The organism is Nakamurella antarctica, from assembly GCF_003860405.1.
GTDB lineage: Bacteria > Actinomycetota > Actinomycetes > Mycobacteriales > Nakamurellaceae > Nakamurella > Nakamurella antarctica.
The window spans coordinates 1,922,624-1,943,975 of record NZ_CP034170.1; the positions used below are offsets into that span (position 1 = coordinate 1,922,624).

The 21,352-nt window shown below is 61.4% G+C and carries 24 protein-coding genes and 1 tRNA gene; 5 read left to right on the top strand and 20 right to left on the bottom strand.

The window, feature by feature from the left end:
* Window positions 1-63: 63 nt before the first annotated feature.
* From EH165_RS08405 to argS, 14 genes are all read right to left on the bottom strand, one after another.
* Entirely contained in the window at window positions 64-549 is a 486-nt protein-coding gene (locus EH165_RS08405) for a Cg1360 family ATP-synthase-associated protein (RefSeq protein ID WP_124799068.1), read from the bottom strand.
* A complete protein-coding gene (locus tag EH165_RS08410; protein ID WP_124799069.1) occupies window positions 542-1,783 on the bottom strand; it encodes a glycosyltransferase family 4 protein in 1,242 nt (413 codons plus the stop codon). The genes EH165_RS08405 and EH165_RS08410 overlap by 8 nt, the downstream gene beginning before the upstream one ends.
* A 31-nt stretch (window positions 1,784-1,814) precedes the next feature.
* Window positions 1,815-2,465 carry an L-threonylcarbamoyladenylate synthase gene (locus EH165_RS08415; protein ID WP_124799070.1) on the bottom strand — a complete coding sequence of 217 codons (651 nt, stop codon included), beginning with the start codon at window positions 2,463-2,465 and terminating at the stop codon, window positions 1,815-1,817.
* Between the two features lie 78 nt (window positions 2,466-2,543).
* Entirely contained in the window at window positions 2,544-3,419 is an 876-nt protein-coding gene (gene prmC, locus EH165_RS08420; RefSeq protein ID WP_124799071.1) for a peptide chain release factor N(5)-glutamine methyltransferase, read from the bottom strand.
* A 1-nt stretch (window position 3,420) separates the two neighbouring features.
* Window positions 3,421-4,506: a peptide chain release factor 1 gene (prfA, locus tag EH165_RS08425; protein WP_124799072.1), complete on the bottom strand. Its 1,086-nt coding sequence runs from the start codon at window positions 4,504-4,506 to the stop codon at window positions 3,421-3,423.
* Window positions 4,507-4,605: 99 nt separating this feature from the next.
* The gene (rpmE, locus tag EH165_RS08430) at window positions 4,606-4,818 is read right to left on the bottom strand and encodes a 50S ribosomal protein L31 (protein ID WP_124799073.1); all 213 of its coding nucleotides are present in this window, start codon (window positions 4,816-4,818) and stop codon (window positions 4,606-4,608) included.
* A 177-nt stretch (window positions 4,819-4,995) separates the two neighbouring features.
* Complete coding sequence (locus EH165_RS08435) at window positions 4,996-5,388, bottom strand: PPOX class F420-dependent oxidoreductase (protein WP_124799074.1); 393 nt, start codon at window positions 5,386-5,388, stop codon at window positions 4,996-4,998.
* A 126-nt stretch (window positions 5,389-5,514) separates the two neighbouring features.
* A complete protein-coding gene (rho, locus tag EH165_RS08440) occupies window positions 5,515-7,788 on the bottom strand; it encodes a transcription termination factor Rho (protein ID WP_239020494.1) in 2,274 nt (757 codons plus the stop codon).
* A 276-nt stretch (window positions 7,789-8,064) separates the two neighbouring features.
* On the bottom strand, window positions 8,065-9,069 hold the full coding sequence (gene thrB / locus EH165_RS08445; RefSeq protein ID WP_124799076.1) for a homoserine kinase: 1,005 nt from the start codon (window positions 9,067-9,069) through the stop codon (window positions 8,065-8,067).
* On the bottom strand, window positions 9,069-10,166 hold the full coding sequence (gene thrC / locus EH165_RS08450; protein WP_124800405.1) for a threonine synthase: 1,098 nt from the start codon (window positions 10,164-10,166) through the stop codon (window positions 9,069-9,071). The genes thrB and thrC overlap by 1 nt, the downstream gene beginning before the upstream one ends.
* A 77-nt stretch (window positions 10,167-10,243) precedes the next feature.
* Window positions 10,244-11,551 (bottom strand): homoserine dehydrogenase, encoded by a 1,308-nt coding sequence (locus EH165_RS08455; protein ID WP_124799077.1) that lies wholly within the window; start codon window positions 11,549-11,551, stop codon window positions 10,244-10,246.
* Entirely contained in the window at window positions 11,548-11,769 is a 222-nt protein-coding gene (locus EH165_RS08460) for a hypothetical protein (RefSeq protein ID WP_124799078.1), read from the bottom strand. The genes EH165_RS08455 and EH165_RS08460 overlap by 4 nt, the downstream gene beginning before the upstream one ends.
* Entirely contained in the window at window positions 11,766-13,184 is a 1,419-nt protein-coding gene (lysA, locus tag EH165_RS08465) for a diaminopimelate decarboxylase (RefSeq protein ID WP_124799079.1), read from the bottom strand. Before lysA ends, EH165_RS08460 begins: the two co-directional genes overlap by 4 nt.
* A complete protein-coding gene (argS, locus tag EH165_RS08470) occupies window positions 13,181-14,845 on the bottom strand; it encodes an arginine--tRNA ligase (protein ID WP_124799080.1) in 1,665 nt (554 codons plus the stop codon). The genes lysA and argS overlap by 4 nt, the downstream gene beginning before the upstream one ends.
* A gap of 73 nt (window positions 14,846-14,918) precedes the next feature.
* Between argS and EH165_RS16515 the strand changes: the two genes are divergently transcribed.
* Together EH165_RS16515 and EH165_RS08475 are read left to right on the top strand one after the other, a co-directional pair.
* The gene (locus EH165_RS16515) at window positions 14,919-15,044 is read left to right on the top strand and encodes a hypothetical protein (RefSeq protein WP_277870488.1); all 126 of its coding nucleotides are present in this window, start codon (window positions 14,919-14,921) and stop codon (window positions 15,042-15,044) included.
* Window positions 15,035-15,109: transfer RNA gene (locus tag EH165_RS08475), tRNA-Arg, on the top strand. The genes EH165_RS16515 and EH165_RS08475 overlap by 10 nt, the downstream gene beginning before the upstream one ends.
* Before the next feature lie 66 nt (window positions 15,110-15,175).
* Here the strand turns inward: EH165_RS08475 and EH165_RS08480 are convergent.
* From EH165_RS08480 to EH165_RS08490, 3 genes are all read right to left on the bottom strand, one after another.
* Window positions 15,176-15,448, bottom strand: coding sequence for a hypothetical protein (locus EH165_RS08480; RefSeq protein WP_206425866.1), 273 nt, complete (start codon window positions 15,446-15,448; stop codon window positions 15,176-15,178).
* Window positions 15,449-15,507: 59 nt separating this feature from the next.
* Window positions 15,508-16,392: an MYG1 family protein gene (locus tag EH165_RS08485; RefSeq protein ID WP_124799081.1), complete on the bottom strand. Its 885-nt coding sequence runs from the start codon at window positions 16,390-16,392 to the stop codon at window positions 15,508-15,510.
* Between the two features lie 80 nt (window positions 16,393-16,472).
* Window positions 16,473-17,306 carry an alpha/beta hydrolase gene (locus EH165_RS08490; RefSeq protein WP_124799082.1) on the bottom strand — a complete coding sequence of 278 codons (834 nt, stop codon included), beginning with the start codon at window positions 17,304-17,306 and terminating at the stop codon, window positions 16,473-16,475.
* 246 nt (window positions 17,307-17,552) lie between these two features.
* On the opposite strand from EH165_RS08490, the gene ku reads away from it, so the two are divergent.
* The 3 genes from ku (at window position 17,553) to EH165_RS15430 (ending at window position 19,434) form a co-directional block, all read left to right on the top strand.
* A complete protein-coding gene (ku, locus tag EH165_RS08495) occupies window positions 17,553-18,566 on the top strand; it encodes a non-homologous end joining protein Ku (protein ID WP_124799083.1) in 1,014 nt (337 codons plus the stop codon).
* An 18-nt stretch (window positions 18,567-18,584) separates the two neighbouring features.
* Window positions 18,585-19,205 carry a VOC family protein gene (locus EH165_RS08500; RefSeq protein ID WP_206425867.1) on the top strand — a complete coding sequence of 207 codons (621 nt, stop codon included), beginning with the start codon at window positions 18,585-18,587 and terminating at the stop codon, window positions 19,203-19,205.
* A gap of 73 nt (window positions 19,206-19,278) precedes the next feature.
* Window positions 19,279-19,434 carry a hypothetical protein gene (locus EH165_RS15430; protein WP_164479162.1) on the top strand — a complete coding sequence of 52 codons (156 nt, stop codon included), beginning with the start codon at window positions 19,279-19,281 and terminating at the stop codon, window positions 19,432-19,434.
* A gap of 139 nt (window positions 19,435-19,573) precedes the next feature.
* On the opposite strand, the gene EH165_RS08505 is transcribed toward EH165_RS15430, so the two are convergent.
* The 3 genes from EH165_RS08505 to EH165_RS16185 are packed head-to-tail and all read right to left on the bottom strand — an operon-like array spanning window position 19,574 to window position 21,255.
* Window positions 19,574-20,158: a DoxX family protein gene (locus tag EH165_RS08505; RefSeq protein ID WP_124799084.1), complete on the bottom strand. Its 585-nt coding sequence runs from the start codon at window positions 20,156-20,158 to the stop codon at window positions 19,574-19,576.
* Between the two features lie 12 nt (window positions 20,159-20,170).
* Window positions 20,171-20,545, bottom strand: a complete 375-nt coding sequence (locus tag EH165_RS08510) for a nitroreductase family protein (RefSeq protein ID WP_239020496.1) — start codon at window positions 20,543-20,545, stop codon at window positions 20,171-20,173.
* A 2-nt stretch (window positions 20,546-20,547) separates the two neighbouring features.
* Window positions 20,548-21,255, bottom strand: a complete 708-nt coding sequence (locus EH165_RS16185; RefSeq protein WP_239020497.1) for a nitroreductase family protein — start codon at window positions 21,253-21,255, stop codon at window positions 20,548-20,550.
* Between the last annotated feature and the right edge of the window lie 97 nt (window positions 21,256-21,352).

The following is a 21,352-nucleotide window of genomic DNA, read 5'->3' on the forward strand; positions in this document are numbered from 1 at the left end:
TCAGCTAGGTGGATTCCTAGCCGCCACAACACATCTGACTCCTGAACAGGAGTTGATACGGTGTCATTTCGGATCAACATAGAAGATCTTGGTGGTCCAAATGTAGCGCATGTGCGCGCCCAGCCAGACGAAGACCCCCAAGCCCACAGTGCCAGCCATCCAGCGCGTGTCCACGAATCCGTCGCGCGGCATCACCGTCAGCACTACGCCAAGTGCGACGATCTTAATGACGTACGTAGCCAGAGCAGCCGGCATCACTAACTTCAGGCTCTTCGCACCCAATTTTGCGATCACGACTGTTGAGGCGGTGAAAAATAACCCAACGATGAGCGCGCCGATCAGCGCGCCGGTTGCCGCTCCGGCTCCGCACACCGCACCCGCGACGCTGATCACCACCACTCCGAAGGCACCCAGGGCGATCCAGCACACCCGAAGATGACCAAGGGACCACACCCCACCGGATCGGCTGCGCGCCGCCGCACGCTCGACTGCACGAAGATCCAGAGCGGGAGGGCCAGGCTTTTTTGTCTCTTCGTTATCTTCAAACATCTGTGCCTTCTGCCTTTGTCCTGCTGGGTGATGATCGCTTCTGCAGGTTGATGGAACCACCCAGGGCTCGCGCGTCCGCTTCCAGCCGCTCGCGACGCTGCTTACGGGACTGGGCCCGCAGCAACGGCTGTACGGACACCACGAGCGCCAGCGCCACCGATGCCAGCCACCAATAAATCATGTCCTGCCATCTGGCAACCAACGCCAAGGACACCGCTCCCCCAGCCACGACGAGCGCCCACAAATAGAAAATAAGAACGGCCTGCCTGTGTGAATGGCCGATGGCCAGCATGCGGTGGTGCAGGTGCCGCTTGTCGGCTGTGAGAGGGCTTTTGCCAGCCATAGTTCTTCGAATAACGGCGAGGAGAAAATCGAGCACCGGGATGAACACCACTGCCAAGGCAACAATGAGAGGGGCCAACAGAGCGATGTTGGTGCGGAGCCCAAAGAGCGAAGGGTCGACTTTGAAAGATGCACTGCTGATCGCCGCTGCCATCAGCAAGCCAATGAACATAGCTCCCGAGTCACCCATGAATATCTTCGCCGGGAAGAAGTTATGCGGCAGGAAGCCAATGCAGGCACCCGCCAGGGCCGCCGCCATCAGAGGTGGTGGGGCTGCCGACGCCGCAGTAGATGTCGTGTACTGATGCACGGAGAAGATAAAGGTTGCTGCCGCGGAGATGAGCGCGACACCGGCCAGCAGACCATCGAGGCCATCAATAAAGTTCATCGCGTTGATCAGCAGCACCGTCAGAAGTACGGTAATGATCACCTGCTCATTTCGCCCGAAAACGAGCGTCGTTGGCCCATCTTCCGCTGAACCCGGGAGTTGGATGATCAGCCACTGGACCCCGAATACCACCAGGAGGCCCGCCGCCAATATCTGACCGGCAAGCTTGCTAATGGCATCAAGATCAAAGCGGTCGTCGAGCACGCCTACGAGGCAGATGAGCCCCCCTGCGATCAGCACGGCGAGGATTTCGGTGTTTCCCGCGAAAGCGTCTTTGAGGGTCGGTAGGTTACGCGCCATCAAGAACGCTGCTGCCACACCGATGTAGACCGCCACCCCGCCAAGCCGCGGCGTGGGAACCGAGTGCACATCCCTATCTCGGATTGGGGTAACAGCACCGATCTTTCTTGCCACTATCCGCACAATCCCGGTGACGACGAACGTGACAGCTACCGCCGTGGCGAATACGAGTGCATATTCACGCAGTGGGATGGCGCTGTTCACAGTGCCAGCCTAACCGGCGCGCTTCGCACCGTCAGCTCGCAGACGGCAGCGCGATATCCGGTGCGACCTCACGAACTCGATCCAGGGATACCGCGCCTTCGCGCCGAACCACCGGAATTTCGCCCGTTAAATCGATAATCGTCGACGCAATTCCAATGTTCGCGCGCCCGCCGTCCAGGTACACGCCAACCTTGTCCCGCAGCTGGGCCTGCGCCTCGCCAGCCGTAGTCGCAGCGGGCGAACCGCTAATGTTTGCGCTCGAAACCGCCATCGGTCCGACCGCGCGCAGAAGTTCCAGCGCCACCGGATGCAGAGGCATTCGGACCATCACAGTATTGCGGCTATCCCCCAGATTCCAGGAAAGCGACGGTGCATGCTCCACGATCAGCGAGAGTCCGCCTGGCCAGAACGCTTCCATCAGTTTGCGGGCGATCGGCGGAACTGACAGCACCAAGCCGTCCAAAGTGGCCCACGATCCGACTAGTACGGGTACCGGCATCGCCGGTCCGCGGCCTTTAGCTGCCAGTAGGTCTCGCACCGCAGACTGATTAAACGCATCAGCGCCCACACCGTAAACCGTATCCGTGGGCATCACCACGAGCCTGCCACCGCGCGCGGCGGTGATGGCCGCATCGAGACCGTCGCGACGGGTCACCGGGTCGATGCAATCAAAAACACTCACGCGATAATCTTCCTATCCGAAAAATTTTCTTTCTCCCGGCGCGGCTTGTGGTCGCACCGGACTGCTGCCAGTGTGGCATCAGCGCTGTAGGCGAACCCGCTGGGCGGTCACGAAACGGGGACGGCCCGCAAGATCGTGATGTTCGGTGACGTCTGCCAGGATGCGGCGGGCAGAGAGCAGAGCCGGAACCGAATCACCGTGGGTGTCGTCGTGTTCGATAGCCAAATAACCACCGGGTTTAAGAAGTCCCGCGGCCACCGAAATGAGCGGCTTGATGGCATCGAGCCCATCTGCGCCGGCAAAAACCGCTTCGTGCGGATCGTGATCTGCCACTTCCGGCTCGACCTTTGTGCCCTCGGGGACATAGGGGGGATTCGCGGTGACAAGATCAGCTACCCCATCGAGGTCGGTCAAAAGCCGTTCGTCGGTGAAATCGCCGCCTCGAATGTGGATGGGTGTGCCGCCACCAGCTCGATGTCTGTCGGCGTTGCGCCTCGCCCACGCAAGTGCGCCAGCCGAGCGCTCTACGGCATACACCGTGGCGTCTGGACGCGCAACTGCGATCGCGAGTGCAATCACCCCGCTACCGGAACACAGGTCCACCACCACCGGAGCTTGGATCTGCGCGAGGCTCTGCACAGCCCAGGCAAGCAGTACTTCGGTTTCCATCCGCGGAATGAAGACACCGGGCCCCACCTCGACGGTGACTGATCCCAGGTGAGCCTGCCCTGTGAGGTACTGCAAGGGAATCCGGCGCGCCCGTTGGGAGATAACTTCGCGGTACCGCTCAACCCACTCCCCTTCGACCAACGGGGTGAGACCGAGCCTGGTGCGCTCGATTCCCAGCAAGTGGGCAGCGAGAAGTTCGGCATCGACCTGGGCGGAGGGAACCCCGGCATCACCCAACACCTGAACGGCAGCCATGACCGCCACGCGCAGCGATTCTCTTGCCATGTCAGTGGCTCCCGGCCAATCGTTCGTTGCGGTCTGCGGTTTCGAGTGCGTCCAACACAGCATCGAGGTCGCCCCCAAGCACCGCGTCGAGGTTATAAGCCTTATATCCGACGCGGTGATCGGCGATGCGATTCTCAGCAAAGTTGTACGTACGAATCCGTTCCGAACGATCAACAGTGCGCACCTGTGAACGGCGTGCATCGGCCGCAAGGGCGTTGGCCTCGTCGCGGGCAGCCACCAGCATCCGTGACCTAAGGATTCGCATAGCCTGCTCTTTATTCTGGAGCTGAGATTTTTCGTTTTGGCACGAGACCACAATGCCGGTGGGAATATGCGTGATGCGGACTGCGGAGTCGGTGGTGTTGACAGATTGGCCACCTGGTCCTGACGAGCGGAAGACGTCGATCCGCAGATCGTTGGCGTCAATGGTGACGTCGACGTCCTCTGCTTCGGGTGCAACGAAAACGCCCGCGGCGGAGGTGTGGATTCGTCCCTGCGATTCGGTCACGGGCACGCGTTGGACGCGATGCACGCCACCCTCGAACTTCAGCTTGGCCCACACTCCATCGGCTGGGGCTGGGGTGCCCTTAGCTTTCACTGCAACGGTTACATCCTTATAGCCGCCTAAGTCTGATTCGCTGGCCGAGAGAATTTCGGTTTTCCACCCATGCCGCTCCGCGTAGCGCAGATACATCCGCAGAAGGTCACCAGCAAATAATGCTGATTCGTCACCGCCCTCACCTGCCTTCACCTCGACGATGACATCTTTGGCATCATCCGGATCGCGGGGTGCGAGCAGGTCGGAAAGGTCTTCTTCCAGCCTGAGCACCTGCGGCTTCAAAGTTTCTACCTCGGCGGCAAATGATGAATCCTCTGCAACAAATTCAAGAGCCGTCGCCAAATTTTCCTTGGCGGTTTCGAGTTCGTTTGCGGTCCGAACGATCGGCGCAAGTTCGGCATATCGGCGTCCGAGCTTGCGGGCGAGGCCCTGATCAGAGTGGATCGCCGGGTCTGCGAGACGCTGCTCTAGTTCGGCATATTCCCTGATCAGCTCTGCGGCTGGCTTGTCGGGCAGTGACGATGTCATCGAAATCGACGATCCTTTACTCAGCGGGAAGGCAGTTGTGAGCAGAAAACAACAGCGCCCGTCCGGTCAGTGATGACCAAACGGGCGCCGTGGAAGAAGCTAGCGGGAGCGCTTGCCGTAGCGAGCCTCGAAGCGGGCTACGCGGCCGCCGGTGTCCAAAATCTTCTGCTTGCCGGTGTAGAACGGGTGGCAGTTGGAGCAGACTTCGACGGTGATGCTGCCGCCCTCTTTGGTCGAACGAGTGGTGAATGCATTGCCACAACCGCAGCTAACAGCGGTGTCGTGGTACGCGGGGTGAATGCCGGCCTTCATGGTGTTCCTTTTCCTGGTGGTCGCCGGATCGTGGACGCGGGCGCGCGCACGGGAACCGGAACCGGATGTATGGACTCGAGTGTGCCAGAAGCTCACCTAATAATGCTAAACGTCGGCGTCCGTTCACGTTATTCCTCGCCCAGCCCGAAGGAGGTCGGCGCAGCTGGGTCACCGCAACTAGGGCATCGATATGGCCAGAGTCCCAGCAGGCCGGGGCGGTTTACGCAGCAGCCGGTTGACGAGGTTGGGCAGCTGAGTGATGCGCGCCTGGAAACCATATTTTTCTACCAAAGCTCCGAGCACCAGAGAGGTTTCGGCGTCGCCCCCGATTCTCGCCGTGGCATCCACCAGGTCGCCGATCTGTCCACCGGTGCGCGTGCACGGACTCACCTGCACATGAGCGTCCCGGCGGATTCTTTTCACCTTGCCGGCGGTGGGACTCGTCCAGACCCAGAGCTCGGTGCCAATCCGCACAGTCCATACCGGCGTAGGGACGGGAGTGCCGTCTTTGCGGAACGTCACGAGGAGCATGTACGGCGCCTTGGCAAGGACATCGAGGGGTGCGGTCATAGCCATATAGCTTAGGGCGCGCGCGAGCCAGCCGGGTGCACCCAAAATTGCCGAAAGGCGCCCCGTGTGCCTCGCCACCACTCGACGAGTGACACGCAGCGCCTTTCAGCGATGTAGCGGGAGCGATCAGTCAGTGTTCGACCCCGGCGTGGTTTGAGCGACTTGCATCAAGAACTCGATGTTGCTCCGCGTCTTGCGAAGCTGACCGAGTACTAAGTCGAGCGACTGCTGAGCATCCAACGCTGCCAGCACGCGGCGCAACTTATGGACGATCACCAATTCCTCAGGTGCCAGCAGCAAATCTTCCTTACGCGTCGACGACTGGTCGATATCGATAGCTGGGAACATTCGCTTATCTGCCAACCGCCGGTCCAGCTTCAGCTCCGCGTTTCCAGTGCCCTTGAACTCTTCGAAGATCACGGTGTCGCCAGCAGAGCCAGTTTCTACGAGCGCGGAGGCGAAGATGGTCAGCGAACCGCCGTTTTCGATGTTGCGTGCGGCGCCGAGGAAGCGTTTCGGCGGGAACAGCGCCGTCGAATCGACGCCACCGGACAAAATACGTCCCGAAGCGGGCGCGGCCAAGTTGTATGCGCGGCCGAGGCGGGTGATGGAGTCGAGCAACACCACCACATCTCGACCCATTTCGACGAGCCGCTTGGCCCGCTCGATGGCCAATTCAGCCAGCTGGGTGTGATCTGACGGCGGCCGGTCGAAGGTGGAGGCAATGACCTCCCCCCTGACGCTGCGCTGCATATCCGTTACTTCCTCGGGTCGCTCATCAACGAGGACCACCATGAGGTGGCATTCCGGATTGTTGGTGGCGATGGCATTGGCGATCGCCTGAAGCACCGACGTTTTTCCGGCCTTGGGCGGCGACACGATCAGTGCGCGCTGTCCCTTACCCACCGGCATCACCAAATCGATGACGCGGGTCGTGAGGATATTCGACTCAGTTTCAAGTCGCAGGCGCTCGTTCGGATACAGCGGCGTCAGCTTGGTGAACTCGGGGCGATCCTTCGCAAGCTCCGGATCCAGCCCATTCACGGTGTCAAGGCGGACCAGCGCGTTGAACTTCTGCCGGGCGGCTTCTCCATCCCGCGGCGCACGGACGGCGCCGGTGACGTGATCGCCGCGGCGGAGTCCGCCCTTTCGCACCTGTGACAGCGATACGTAAACGTCGTTGGATCCGGTCAGGTACCCGGAAGTGCGGACGAACGCGTACGAATCGGAAACATCCAAAATTCCGGAGACGGGAAGCAAGACGTCATCTTCGCGAATTTCGACATCGGTGGGGCCTTCGGTGAAGCGCTCGCGCCCCCGCCGGTTGCGATCCCGGTCGCGGAAACGGCGGCCACGACGTCGACCATTTTCATCCAAGTCGTCGTCATCGCCCTGGCTGGACGAATTTTGACTGTCCCGGTTTGCCGTGCTGCGGGACTGGTTGTCCCGGCTCTGGTTGTCCCGGTTCTGGTTGTTGCGCGGATTATTGCGGTTCTGGCCATCCCGGCTTTGGCCGCCCTGGCCATCCCGGCTTTGGTTTTCCCGGTTGGTCCGGGTGTTTTGATTCGAAGTGCCGCTGATGGTTCCCACGGCGTTATCGAGAACAGTTTCCAACGCGCCGAGATTGTCAGCTACTTCGCTGGCGCCGCCACCGACCCCGCTATGGCTGCCTGCGCCATGAGGCGTCTCGGAGTGAGCGCCTGCGGGGTGGGAGCTTGAGGCGTTAGTGCCTTCGGGCGAATCGCCATAGCTATCGGTGCGATCGCGCCGGTTACGCCTGTTCCGCCGGTTGGTCCGGTCGCGGCTGGATGGCACCTCTTCGGACATGCCGCTGGTTGCTCTGTCGTCAGCAGGTGCCGACGACGAACTGCCGGTGTCCACCCGTGCCGTAGAACCGGCATCGGGGGCGGATGCAGCCGCCGCGCTGGGGAAAAGAATCGGTTGTTCTGGTTGCGCGGCAGGTCCGGCAGCGCGTGTTGCGGAGCCGCGCCGCGTTTCACTGCGCGGGGCTTCACTGCGCGGGGCTTCACTGCGCGGGGCTTCACTGCGCGGGGCTTCACTGCGCGGGGCTTCACTGCGCGGGGCTTCGTCATGAGCCGCCTGTTGACGCGTGGACGGCGTCTGGTTCGTTTCAGGTTGCCGCAAATCTGCAGCGGAAGTTGCCGAGAGCCGACCTCGTGCTGCGGGCGCGGTATCGCTTGCACCCTGACGCGAGGCCGAGCTGCTGCCGGCACTTTGACGTGCCGAGATAGCGGCCACCAGATCGGCCTTCTTCATCCCTGAGGTGCCCTTGAGCCCCAATTGTCCGGCGAGGGACTTGAGTTCGGGTAGAACCATGCTCGACAAACCGGATCCGCGCTTGGCGTTCGGGGATTCGAGCTGCTCCGTGGTCTCGCTCACGAAGATCCTTCCTGTCCGCCCGGACTTTTCTCCGGCGGGTATGTGCGTCGCCATGAAATGCGACGGCAAGTCCTGGCCCAAACCGGGCAAGGTATGAGGTGATCACCGAAGATGCACCTGAGCTGAACAAGCCTGCGCCGTAGGGCGAAGTGAGTTCAAACTGGCGAATGTGACGAGGCGCTTGACTGCAACCTCAACGCGGGTTCCCGGCGGTTACCCACCCTGCCGGCGATCAGTCCCTACTGTAATCACAACATTCGCGCTACCACAACACCGCTAGGGCGTGTCGTTTTTCCCCGGGTCAATCGCAGAGCTGGCGGAATATGCTGGACCTGCTTCGTCGCCGGTCGTGGCAGCTTTAACTATCGCGCCCGCCGCGTCCACACCAAGCCTGTCACTAGTGAACCCCTGGACGCCGTCCCACGGCGCCAGGTCAAGTGCCCCGGTCGACAGCGCGAGAACCGACGGACCCGCGCCAGAAATGACTGCTGCAACCCCGGCAGATCGCAGTCGCGCGACCAAGTTCGCCGACGCAGGCATGGCAGAAGACCGGTAGCTCTGATGCAGTAGGTCGACGGTTCCGTCCATCAAATAGGAAGGATCGACGGTGAGCGCGTGCAGCAGGACCGCGGTAGCCGCCGAGTTAGCCGCGGCATCACGGTGAGAGATGTTCATTGGCAACATATTTCGGGCCGCTTTGGTCGAACTGTGAGTCTGCGCGCTGAACACCACCAGCTCAATAGTGGGGTGCACCTGCGCGCGGATGGTCTTGACCGCCCGCTCGACGGGCGTCCACGACACAGTCAAACCACCAAAAATCGCCGGCGCGACGTTATCTGGATGACCCTCCATTTCGGTTGCCAGTGCAAGGATGTCGTCATCGGTGAGCGCCTGCGCGGCGGGCCCACCCAGCGCTCGAGCCAGCATCATCCCGGCGACGGTCGCCGCCGCGGACGAGCCTTGGCCGCCCCCGTGCGGAATCCGATTGACGCACTCGAGAGCCAGCGCGGGGGCGCTCTCCCCCGAGCGGGCAAACACTCTGGCGGCCGCTCGCAGAACCAGGTGCCTATCGTCCAACGGCACCGTGCGCGCGCCAACACCGCGCACCCGAACTTGGGATGGGCCTTCGATAATGTGCGCGGTCACTTCGTCGTAGCGCGCCATGGCAAGTCCGAAGCAGTCATACCCCGGCCCGAGGTTCGCCGAAGTGGCAGGCACGCGCACCGTTACTCGATACTCGCCGCCTCTCGCATCTGGTTGCGACGTCGATACAGACGCCATCACTGCAGTCCCAGTGCCTCGGTGACGGCGCCGGCATCGACTGGCACCACGACAGGATCCGTCAGCGTAGACAACGCTGTGGCCGGATCCTTCAGTCCATGGCCGGTGACCGTGCAGACAACCAGCGAGCCCGGCGCAAGTCGGCCATCACCCGAGGTGAGCAGCAAGCCGGCGACCGAGGCCGCAGAGGCCGGTTCCACGAAAACGCCCTCCCTGCTGGCGAGCAGGCGGTAGGCAGCAAGGATCTGGTCGTCGGTGACGGCGTCAATCAAGCCGTGTGAGCTGTCCCGCGCATCGATGGCTTGGGTCCACGAAGCGGGAGAGCCGATCAGGATAGCGGTGGCGAGGGTTTGCGGGTTCTTGACGGGGTGCCCGAGAACTAACGGGGCAGAGCCAGCCGCTTGGAAACCGAACATCCGCGGTAGCTGATCAATCAAACCATCAGCGTGATACTCCTTGTAACCCTTCCAATATGCCGTGATGTTGCCCGCATTACCGACCGGCAGTAGGTGCACATCGGGCGCACGGCCCAGGACGTCGCAGATTTCGAAGCTCGCCGTCTTCTGCCCCTCGATACGGACGGGGTTGACGGAGTTGACCAGGGCAATTTCTGGATGATCAACCACGACTTTGCGTGCCAATTCCAAACAGTCGTCAAAATTTCCCTGCACCTGCAAGATCTTTGCGCCGTAGGCGACCGCCTGCGCCAGTTTCCCAGCGGCGATCTTTCCTTGCGGAATCAGGACCGCGCTAGTGATCCCCGCGCGGGCGGCATAGGCAGCGGCGGAGGCGGAGGTGTTTCCCGTTGACGCGCAGATGACGGCCTTCGCCCCGTTCGCGAGAGCGTGAGTGACGGCAACCGTCATCCCGCGGTCCTTAAACGAGCCGGTCGGGTTCGCCCCTTCGATCTTGAGATACACCTGCATCCCGGTTATCTCGCTCAGCGCAGGCGCGGGGAGCAACGGGGTTCCCCCTTCAAAAAGGGTAATAACCTTGGCGCCGGCCGGGATCGCGACTCGGTCGGCGTAAGCGGTGATGAGTCCGGGCCACCGGGTATGCGTGGCGCCAGCCAGGGGCGAGGCAACGGTTTTCGTCATATGTTTGTCTTCCACGTGCGAAGGGTTATGCGGATTGCCAGCAAAATGCGAGGGATGGTGCGGGCGGGAACCTGCACCTATTCAGCGTTGGCCACCCGCATCACCGAGTTCACTTTACGGACCGCGGTCATTTCTCCGAGTTCGTTCACGGTTGCTGCCAGCGCGGAGTCGACTCCGGTGTGTGTGACGACCACCAAGGTGGCATCGTTGCCGGTCCCCTGCTGGCGCACTGTCGAGATCGAAACACCATGGTCAGCAAAGCATTTCGCTACCTGGGCCAAGACTCCCGCTCTATCGTCCACGTCCATCGAGATGTGATACATGGTGGGAACGTCACCTATCGGCTGCAGCGGCAGATCCGCGTAGGCCGATTCACGAGGGCCACGACCCCCTACAAGTTTGTTCCTCGCGACGGTAACCAGGTCACCCATCACCGCGGATGCTGTGGGGGCCCCGCCGGCGCCGGGGCCGTAGAACATCAGCTTCCCAGCAGCTTCCGCTTCGACATACACCGCGTTATAGGCACCGTTGACGCTCGCCAGCGGGTGGGTACGCGGCAACATCACCGGGTGCACCCGGGCCGAGATGCGTTCCCCTGAACCATCGCTGACGCGTTCGCAAATTGCGAGAAGCTTTACGGTGCAACCAATCTCGTCAGCCGCGGCAATGACGGCAGCGGAGACCTGTGAGATGCCCTCGCGATGCACGTCATCGACCGACACCCGGGTGTGGAACGCGAGGGAGGCCAAGATTGCGGCCTTCGACGCTGCATCAAACCCTTCGACATCTGCCGTCGGATCTGCCTCGGCATATCCGAGCCGGGTAGCCTCTGCGAGCGCATCGTCGTAGGAATCACCACTGGCATCCATCGCGGACAGGATGTAATTGGTAGTCCCGTTGACAATCCCCATGATGCGCGAGATGCGGTCTCCGGCAAGGGATTCGCGAATCGGGCGAATCAGCGGGATCGCGCCGGCGACGGCAGCCTCGAAATAAAGGTTGGCGCCGCTCGCATCGGCTGCCTCATAAAGCTCCGGTCCGTGCGCTGCGAGCAGTGCCTTGTTCGCGGTAACCACGCCAGCGCCGCGGTTGAGGGCCGTCAGTAATAGCTCTCGGGCTGGCTCAAGACCGCCCATTACTTCGATGACAACATCGATGGTGGGGTCCGCGGCCAGCGCGGCGGAGTCCGTCGTTAGGAGCGAGGGATCGACCGCTGGGTAGTTGTGCGGGCTCCGCACCGCGACGGCAGCGACAAGCACCGGAGCGCCTACCCGAGCCGTGATCTCGTCCGCCTGTTCGGTCAACAGCCGAAGAACCTCCGACCCCACGACGCCGCAACCCAACAACCCCACCCTGATGGTGCGATCGAACGGTGGCGCGCTCATCTGGAACCTCCGGGGCGACTCGCCTTGAGCCACATCCGAATGGCGAACGCCAGGAGTGCCAGCACCACCAAGACGACCAGTACAGCAATAACTGCCTTGGTTCCGGGTGACATGTTGGGGTTGATCAGCAGCACGATGATGAGTACCGCGCCCAGCGTCAGCAGGCTGATGCCGGGGATCAGCGAAGGCTGCTTGGGTGCTTGTTTTGGATTGGTCACCAGGTCTCCAGACGCATGAGGTCGTTGTCGGTTTCGCGGCGCAGGACTGTGCGGGCCACGCCGTTTTTCACGGCTACTACTGCTGGCCGAGGCACCCGGTTGTAGTTGCTCGCCATGGCATAACAGTAGGCACCGGTCGCTGCGACGGCGATCAGATCCCCCACTGCAAGATCATCAGGCAGGTAGCAGTCTCGAACCACGATGTCGCCGCTCTCGCAGTGCTTTCCCACCACGCGCGACGAAATCGCCGGGGCGGTCGAGGTTCTCGAGGCAAGGACGACGGTGTAATCGGCGTCGTATAGTGCTGTCCGGATATTGTCACTCATGCCGCCATCTACGGATACGTAGCGACGGGTGTGGCCCCCATCCAAGGTGACATCCTTGATGGTTCCGACTTCGTACACCGTGATGGTCCCGGGGCCAGCGATGGCCCGGCCAGGCTCGACAGCAATCTTCGGCGCCACGAGTCCTGCGGCTTGGCACTCGCGACTCACGATGTCCTGCAACGACTTCGCCATCGCGTCGGGCGGGGTCGGATCGTCATCCGAGGTGTAAGCGATGCCGAGCCCCCCGCCGAGGTCCAGCGTGCGGATGCTTGCCAGCAATTGCGGGTGTTCGGCGGTGATTGATCCCAGCAACCCCACCACGCGGTGCGCCGCGACCTCAAATCCACTGGGATCGAAGATCTGCGAACCTATGTGGCTGTGCAGGCCCATCAGAACGAGGCCACGGCAGGCAACGATGCGCCTCACGGCCTCGGCAGCATCCCCCGCCGCAAGTGAAAACCCAAACTTCTGGTCCTCATGCGCTGTGGCGATGAACTCGTGGGTGTGCGCCTCGACGCCGACGGTAATGCGCGTCATCACCGGAATAGGGTCGGCGTTCTCATCGCGGCCTTCGGCGATGTCTACCAACCTAGCAATCTCGTAATACGAATCGACGACGATGGCGCCGACTCCTGCGTCGACTGCGGTTCGCAGTTCGGCATCGGATTTGTTGGAGCCATGGAACGCAATGCGCTCGGCGGGGAATCCAGCCCGTAGTGCTACCGCGAGCTCACCGCCCGTGCAGACGTCGAGGCCGATGCCTTCCTCACTCAGCCATCGCGCTATCTCGCCACAAAGAAAGGCTTTTCCGGCGTAGTGGATGGCACTTGCCGAGCCGAATGCGTCGGCGAAATCGTGGCAACGGGAACGGAAGTCGGCTTCATCGATCACCATCACCGGCGTGTCGAACTCTGCGGCAAGATCGCGCACATCTTTTCCTGCAACCATCATCGATCCGTCGAGGCTGCTGCGAGAAAGTGATCGCGGCCAGACTTTGGGGTCCACGGCGTTCAGATCCGAAGCCGGTGCGTAGCCGTGCCGCTCGGGAACAACCTCGCCGTGCCGCGGTCCTGCCGGATGCGCTCTCACATCCGCTCCGGCGCCGTGATGCCCAGAACGCCAAGACCGTTAGCCAGTACCTGGCGGGTAGCCGCACAGAGCTCTAGGCGAGCGTAGTGTGCCGCACTCGCGGGCTCATCCCCCAGGGGAAGCACTCTGACCGCATCATAAAACCGGTGGTAGGTGCCAGCCAGGTCCTCCAGGTAGCGAGCAATCCGATGGGGTTCACGCAGTTCCGCGGACGTGGACATCACCTTCGGGAAGGCTGCAAGCTGGGCGACCACGTTGGACTCCTGCTGGGTATCGAGCACTGCCGGATCGAACTTGGGCGCGTCCTCCGAGCCGGGAACGAGCCCAAGCTCGGCCGCATTGCGGGCCAGCGACGCAAGCCGCGCATGGGCATATTGGACGTAATAGACGGGGTTGTCACTCGACTGTTTGGTCCATAGGTCCAAGTCGAGATCCACCGAGGTGTCAACCGAGTAGCGGATCAATGCATACCTGCCAGCGTCGACTCCCACCGCGTCGATCAAATCGTCCAGGCTCACCGTCGTGCCCGCACGCTTACTCATCCGGACGGGCTGTCCGCCTGCCACCAAATTCACCATCTGTCCGATCAAAACCTCGACGCTGGCTGGATCATCGCCGAAGGCGGCGGCCGCTGCCTTCAACCGAGAAATGTAGCCATGGTGATCAGCGCCGAGCATGTAGATACACAAGTCAAATCCGCGGCTGCGCTTGTCCAAGAAGTACGCCAGGTCGCCGGCAATGTAGGCGGGGTTGCCGTCGCTCTTAATGACCACCCGGTCTTTATCGTCTCCGTATTCGGTGGACGCAAGCCACCAGGCGCCATCCTTTTCGTAGAGCTTTCCGGAGGTCTTCAGCCGGTCGACCGCCCGTTCAACGGCACCGGAGCTGTGCAACGAATCTTCGTGGAAATAGACGTCAAAGTCGGTGCGGAAGCTGTGCAGCGTTGCTTTGATTTCGGTGAACATGAGGTCGACACCGACCTTGGCGTAGACGGCCATCGCAGCTTCGTCATCCATGCTGGTGACGTGCGGAGCCACTGCCGCGACGTGCGCTGCTATATCGGTGATGTAGCTTCCGGCGTAACCGTTTTCCGGGGTTTCCCGCCCGCGTGCGGCAGCCAGCAACGAAGAGGCAAATCGGTCGATCTGCGCCCCAGCGTCGTTGAAGTAGTACTCGCGCACCACGTCAGCTCCCTGCGCGCTCAGGACGCGTCCCAGCGCATCGCCCACCGCAGCCCAACGAGCTCCACCGATGTGGACGGGACCGGTCGGGTTGGCCGAGACAAATTCTAGGTTGATCTTCTTGCCCGAAAGGGCGTCGCCGTGGCCGTATTCAGCGCCCGCTGCGAGAACCTCGGTGACCACGGCGCCAGCAGCCGCCGCGTCCAGCCGAATATTGAGAAAGCCCGGCCCTGCGACCTCGACCTCGCTAATTCCGTCAACCTGGCGCAGATGATCTGCGATGAGCTGGGCTACCTCGCGCGGCGGGCGGGCGAGGTGCTTCGCGATCTTCAGCGCGACCGATGTCGCATAGTCGCCATGTTCGCGCGAGCGGGGTCGCTCGACGGTGATTTCTTCAGTCGCGGCAATCACCCAGCCGCCGGATGCGGCTGCAGCGCTCAGGGCAGCATGGATGGCAGCGGATAGCTGTGCGGGGTTCACACCCCTATCTTAGGAAATTTCCACCGCCTGTTTTACCGGTACTGGACAGTTCTCGATGCGCGATACGTCACCGATGACGACAGCACACACCCACGCGGGGCTTCCCGGCGTGGGTGTGGATTGGACCGCGCGCGGTGGCGGCATTGTTGGCTCCGGCGACTCCTTGCTTCGGGTAACATTATTTTTCGCGCCCCCGTAGCTCAGGGGATAGAGCACCGCCCTCCGGAGGCGGGAGCGCAGGTTCGAATCCTGCCGGGGGCACCAAAGCCCGAGGCGCACTAGCCACACCTACCAACTCCCGATGCCTATTCAGATGTCCGGTACCTCGCGCTAGGCGACGTTTTCCCCCGAAATCGCGGGGCGAGATATTTTGCGACGAACATCTGTGGCCCGTAACCAGATGTGGCGAACCGACGCGGTGTCTCCCGGAGTTTGTTGCCAGGCAACCATGACGTGGCCCGCAGTCCAGCGGATTGCGTGGCCAGGCCACCACTCTTCGTCCTCGCCGCTCAGTACCAGTCGCAAAATAACGGGGATCCGGCCCATTGCCCCGTTGGGTATGTGAGCCGGCATCTCCTCGTTGAGATACCAGGGAGCAGCCATACTGCTATCGAACACGTGTTCGGAGATGCAGTCAAGAAGGAAAGGCTGGCTGGGAAGAATTAAGTATTCACTGAGTCCGCGATGGCAAGCCTGAGAAGCTCTTCGGCCCCGGTCCGGCTCTGCGCCGCAGCGATGAATCCAGCTTTGTGACAGAACACCGCGTCCGACACACCCGTCTCCGCGCCGAGTTCGGCTCCGGAGAGCCCACGCCATGCTTGCGGGAAAGGCTTCCTGGAGCCAAATTGGGATCCGTTGGGCCGCACGGTCTGAATTGTCCAGCCGCCGTTGGTATTTGGGAACATCGTGTACAGCAATTCTGGCTGCACTGAGGCAATCCGCCCGTGTGGGACGAATGCGTCGAGCACTAGGTATCTGGGATCGGGCGTCGCCTGATAGCGCTCCAGGAACAACTTCTCCGCAGCCTCATCTTGCGAAAATTTCGCCTTCAGACGCAGGAGAATCTGGGTGGCAAGCTGGACGGCGACGTCGAACTGATCATCGAAATTGGCCTCGCCCAGCCCGTCGATCGGATTGAGAAGACCCAACACACTCGAGATGTCGAACGGAAGGGTGTTGAACTCGTTCAGGGTGTAGAGGTCCTGGCCGTTATCTACAGCATCGATGGATTCGACCAGTCGAGAGTCGATGCGTCGACTCACCTTTTCGTCGCCGTCGCAAAATTGCGTTCCGTACTCGCGCCACAAAAGCCCAAATGCCGAGTAGAGAATTCCGTTCGTCCGGGCGCCGCTGCTGAGCTGGTGGTGGTCGAATCGTCTGGATTCAACATCGAATATGCCGCCGACGTCGAGAACGATGTCGGCGGCAGCCAGCACAGTCTCATCTCGAGTCCGGACCACGGTGGCGTCAGGATGCAGATGGCGTAAAAGCGCCACGCCTAAAACGTCGTCTGCGTGGAATTTGCCGTTGTGGGTAGCGATGATCACGGATCCAAGCCTAGGCACCGCTGACGCGGGAACCTATTTATCGCATCTCACGCTGAGCCCCTTGAGAGTGCGCAGGCAGCTCAGATCCGCCCCCGCAGCGGCAGCCAGGCCAACACATCTTGGATGCGAGCATCCCAGTAGTCCCAATCGTGCCCTCCTGGGCCGAAACCTGCAGTGACGGGGGCGCCCTTTCTCCGAGCTAACGCAAGGAATTTTTCATTCTCCTGAATCAAGTTGTCCTCGGTGCCACAGCACATATACAGCTGCGGCATCACAATCCCCGAGAGGCCAGCGGGGCGCTCTGCTATCTGGCCTGCTGCCTGGTCAAAATTTTGCACAAGCCAGCCCACATCATCATTGGTGCCTTCTATCAGGGTATCCCCGAAAATGCGATCAAGCAGGTCCTTCTTCGGGTCTCCGGGGCGGGGACGCGTCGCCATGCCCAGGGATCCAGAAATGCTCGCAGCGGCGGCAAACCGTTCCGGCTGCCGCAACGCCCACTTGAATGCGCCGTATCCACCCATCGAAACGCCAGCGACGAACGTATCCTCGCGACTGCTCGAGACCTTGAAAAAACCGTCGACCAATTCTGGAAGTTCCTCCGACAGGAAGGTCCAGTACTTATTTCCGTAGATCTCGTCAGCGTAAAAACTCCGGTGCACCTGCGGCATCACGACGGCAAGGCCTAACGAGGACACATATCGCTGAATGGAGGTGCGACGGATCCAGGCAGTGTCGTCATCGGTAAATCCGTGAAGGAGATAGAGAACCTGAGGGTTGGGCGGAGCAACGGTACTTGTACTAACAGGTGCCTCCGACGCGTCTTGGCTCGGAGCGCGCTGCGGCAATATCACCGACATCGAAGTGCTGAGTCCGAGCACCTCGGAGAAGAAATCGCATCGAATGTGGGCCATTTTTTGTACACCACTCCCATTTCCTTCGGTGGATGGCCAGAATAACCTGATCTGGCGCGACTTCGACTGCCGCCGTATTCGTCCCCTCTCTCTCTCCCTCGCCCTCGCCCTCGCCCTCGGCAACCTGGCCATCCGACGCCCGAGTCGGATGGCCGTACACAGCGGCGCCCGGTGCAGCCGATACGTCTCCCGAAGAAATCCTGCGTATCGCTGGCGCTGCATCAGCAAGGCCGTCATCATGGACCGATGAGACCTATTTGGACGGGATCAGTCGCATTCGGGCTCGTTAACGTGCCGGTCAAGTTGTACTCGGGCACCGAGGACCATGACGTTCGGTTCCATCAAGTCCACGCAGCAGACGGCGGACGCATCCGGTACAGCAGAATCTGCGAATTGGACGGCGAAAAGGTGGATTTTGCCGACATCCAGAAGGCTTATGAGGCGTCGGATGGCCGAGTGGTCGTCGTCACCAACGAAGACCTCGCGAGCCTTCCCATCAACACTGATAAGGAAATCCAAGTTCTGAGTTTCGTTCCTTCAGAACAGATCGACCCGATACTGTTCGATAAGAGCTACCTCCTCGAACCGGCAGGGGCCTCCATCAAGTCTTATGTCTTATTGGCTGAAGCGTTGGCCGATGTGGACCGCGTCGCGATCGTGAACTTTGCACTACGTCAGAAGACTCGGCTTGCTGCCTTACGCGTTCGAGACGGAGCGCTTCTCGTTCAAACTTTGCTGTGGCCCGACGAAGTGAGGGCGGCCGAATTTGACTCGTTAGACCGCGACGTGAAGATATCCCCCGTCGAAAGAAAAATGGCCCGTTCGTTGATTGACAGCTTCGCCGATGATTTCCATCCTGAGGAACACGCCGACCGCTACAGAGAGGAACTGCAGCAGTTGATCGACGCCAAACTTGACGGCGGCGAGGCTTTTACGAACGAACGGCCTGATTCGGACGGAGAGGACGCCGAGGTTCTCGACCTGCTGGCTGCGCTGCAACGAAGCGTGGACAAGAACGCCGGAACATCACCTTCAGTCAGGACGCGTCCCGCGACGTCCGCAGCTCCCAAGCATCCAGCAGCCAAAACTGGGGCTAAGGCCAAAACTCCGGTGAGAACCAAGCCCGCGGCGAAGACCCCTGCCGCCCAGAGTGCTCCAGCGAAGGCCCGAGCGGCCGCCGCAGCGCCCGGCGAGTCGCCAACTGCGGCTGCCGCCGAAAAGCCGACGCCTCGCAAACGGGCAACAAAGAAGTCTGCCTGAGCTACGAGAGGAGATCACATGGATACCGCCATGGAACGATTGGACCACCTGGTGCTCGCCACCCCCGACCTACTGGCCACCTCGGATCTGCTGGCCCGCCAACTGGGCGTCACCCCCTCACCAGGGGGTAGCCACGCGGGACGTGGAACGCGAAACCTGCTTGCTCGTTTAGGCTCTCGAAGCTACTTAGAAATTATTGGGATCGACGAGGATCAGCGGGACCACCTCGGGCCCCGCCCCTTTCGGGTCGACGAGATTGACACACCGACAGTGGTGAACTGGGCCGTGGGCGTTCCAGACACGCGCGGCGCGCGGCTCAACGCTGTGAACGCGGGCTATGACCCGGGGCCAGCCTCGGCAATGCAGCGCATCCGACCCGACGGCGTCGTGCTGTCCTGGTTGCTCACAATGCCAACGTCGGCCACCACCCCGTTCCTCATCGACTGGCTGGGGTCCACGCACCCGGCCGAAGATGCCGCGGCCGGGATCACCCTGATCAGCCTTCGCGTGCGGCACCCGGATCCGAAAACGGTTTCCCGCCAGATCCGCGCGTTAGGAATTGCGATGACGGTCGAACAGGGACCCGAAGCGCTGCTCGTGACGCTGTCGGGCCCGCGCGGGAACCTCACTTTTGGCTAAGGATTTGCACGCTCTCGCGACTTTCTGATCCCCGACTGCATACCGAAACGCCGGAGTGGGCATACTGACTGACATGGGAATGCTCATTGTGGTCTTGTTGGTAATCTGGCTCGCCTTCGCAGTACTGGGGTTCGTGATCAAGGGCCTAGTGTGGCTCGCAATCATCGGCCTCGTACTGTTTGTGGCAACCTCGATCTGGGGTTTCGTCAAGGGTAAAACTAAAGCGTGATGCCCGAATAGCGGGCAACTCCGCGAGAAAGTCGTAGGCACTGGCAAACGTCAGTACCGAGAAACGAAGCATGCAGCAGGGGCCGATTGATTCTCGTCCGCCCCTGCTGCATTTGCTGTTGACCCGCTTGCATGTGCTGTTATCTCAACCAAGCGTTCTTGAGGACGAAAGACATTTTCGCCCAGCGCGCCCCCAGGCCCCACATGTTGCCCGCGTTCGTGGCGGCCACCACGAGAAGCGCGACCGCATACAAGAAGTGGTAGTCGACCAGGGGGTTACTGGACCCGGTCGGCTCCCCTGCCACATTGAACCTGGCGACGGGGTACTCCGCGATCCACATCAATGCCATGAGCAAAATTCCCACCGCAGCGGCAAGTCGCAATCCAATTCCCAGGATCAGGGCGACCCCTACGACCAGCAAACCAAGCATGAAAAGCGTGTCAGCCCACCATGTTCCGGCGATGCTGTGGAAGGTCGACTGCAGTGGGCCGACATCGACGGACTTGAGAAATCCATTGGTGGGCGAACCGCCGTTAATCCAAGCCTTGGCGCTGGTGGCCGAATAGCCCAACCCGAATGCCTTATCCAAGAAGGCCCACAGGAAGATGAATCCTGTCGAGACCCGAAGCAAAACCAACGTCCAAGTCGCCCAATGGCTCAAGGGCTTCGCTGCGAGGTCCGGCTCCGAACTATTACGCGGTGCGGTGGGAGCGATGATTGACATGATGCCTCTTCCCTAGTGGTTGAGATCAGCATCCGTCTCGCGGCTCTGAGAAACACCCGGCAAAAGGTCCCTTTCCGGCGGGACCAAGGTCCCATCCCCTGCCGGCGTCAATGCGATCACCCCTGCCTCGGCAACCATTGTCGCGCTGGCGGCCCGTCGAGGTGTGGCAGGAACCGGGCCGCCAAACCCGACGCGTAAGACAGCTTGTGGGTAGGCAGGTTCTGCCAGTACCGATTGCACGCTGTGCCTCGCGCCCGGTACTTCTACGAGCTGCGATAGAAATGAGGCTGATAATCCGAGGCTGGTCGCGGTCAGTAGCACTCGTTGCATCGCGATACCCGCAGTGACTTGACTCAACGCGTTGTCAGCCCAGCTCGCCAGCACCACAATTAAAGGTTGCTGCTCAAAGTCCTTATTTGGCAGGCGTTCCGGTCGTCCTGTTGGGCCGAAGTCACGGAAGGTCCAGGTATCGTTCGCTGCTGGCGGCGGGCCCGCCGATCGCAGTGGCACTCCGTCGGCCCCCCTACCCGCCCTGTCCAGTTTTTCCACTCCTGCAACCACAGCGGATCTGCCATCTGCAGGTGATGCGCGTCCGCCGACCACTGGCGCAGGCTTGCCAACCTCGCTGGGTCATCAATAATTTCTGCCGTCGCGCCCTCGAGTTGCGCGGCCCTGACCAACTGCCGTCTGTGCATTGGCTCGATGTCGGTTTCAAGGAACGGTCGCCGGTTGGTCCTGCGATGCACAATCGCACGCTCCAGCTCTGCAGACTCCGGGCTGAGTCGGCCAACCCCATCACTCTCGATGCTGGCGATCGGACCATCAACGCCAGCCGGAAATAGCGTCACCCGAGCAGCGACGCCCGCGCGTCCCACCGCCAGTCGAAGGTTCAACAAAGCTGCCCCACAGGATAGAAGCATCTCGCGACCATCCGGGTCGGTGCCCGGCAGCGCCCTCGAGTGATCCGCATGCAGTTGGATCGACGCCGTTGTCATGGAAAATTTCCATGGCTGACTGTTGTGCAGCGAGGGCGCGCGGCCTGCCGCAGTCAGAACAGTGTCCAATTGGATGAGGGTCAATCCCAGTGGAAGATCCATTGTTACCACCACCTCCGAGCGGGTTCCGACGCCGCAGCTGCTGACACCGTGCACCTCACGGTCGTCCCTTCCGCAGGTTCGGGTCTACGGTCCAAGG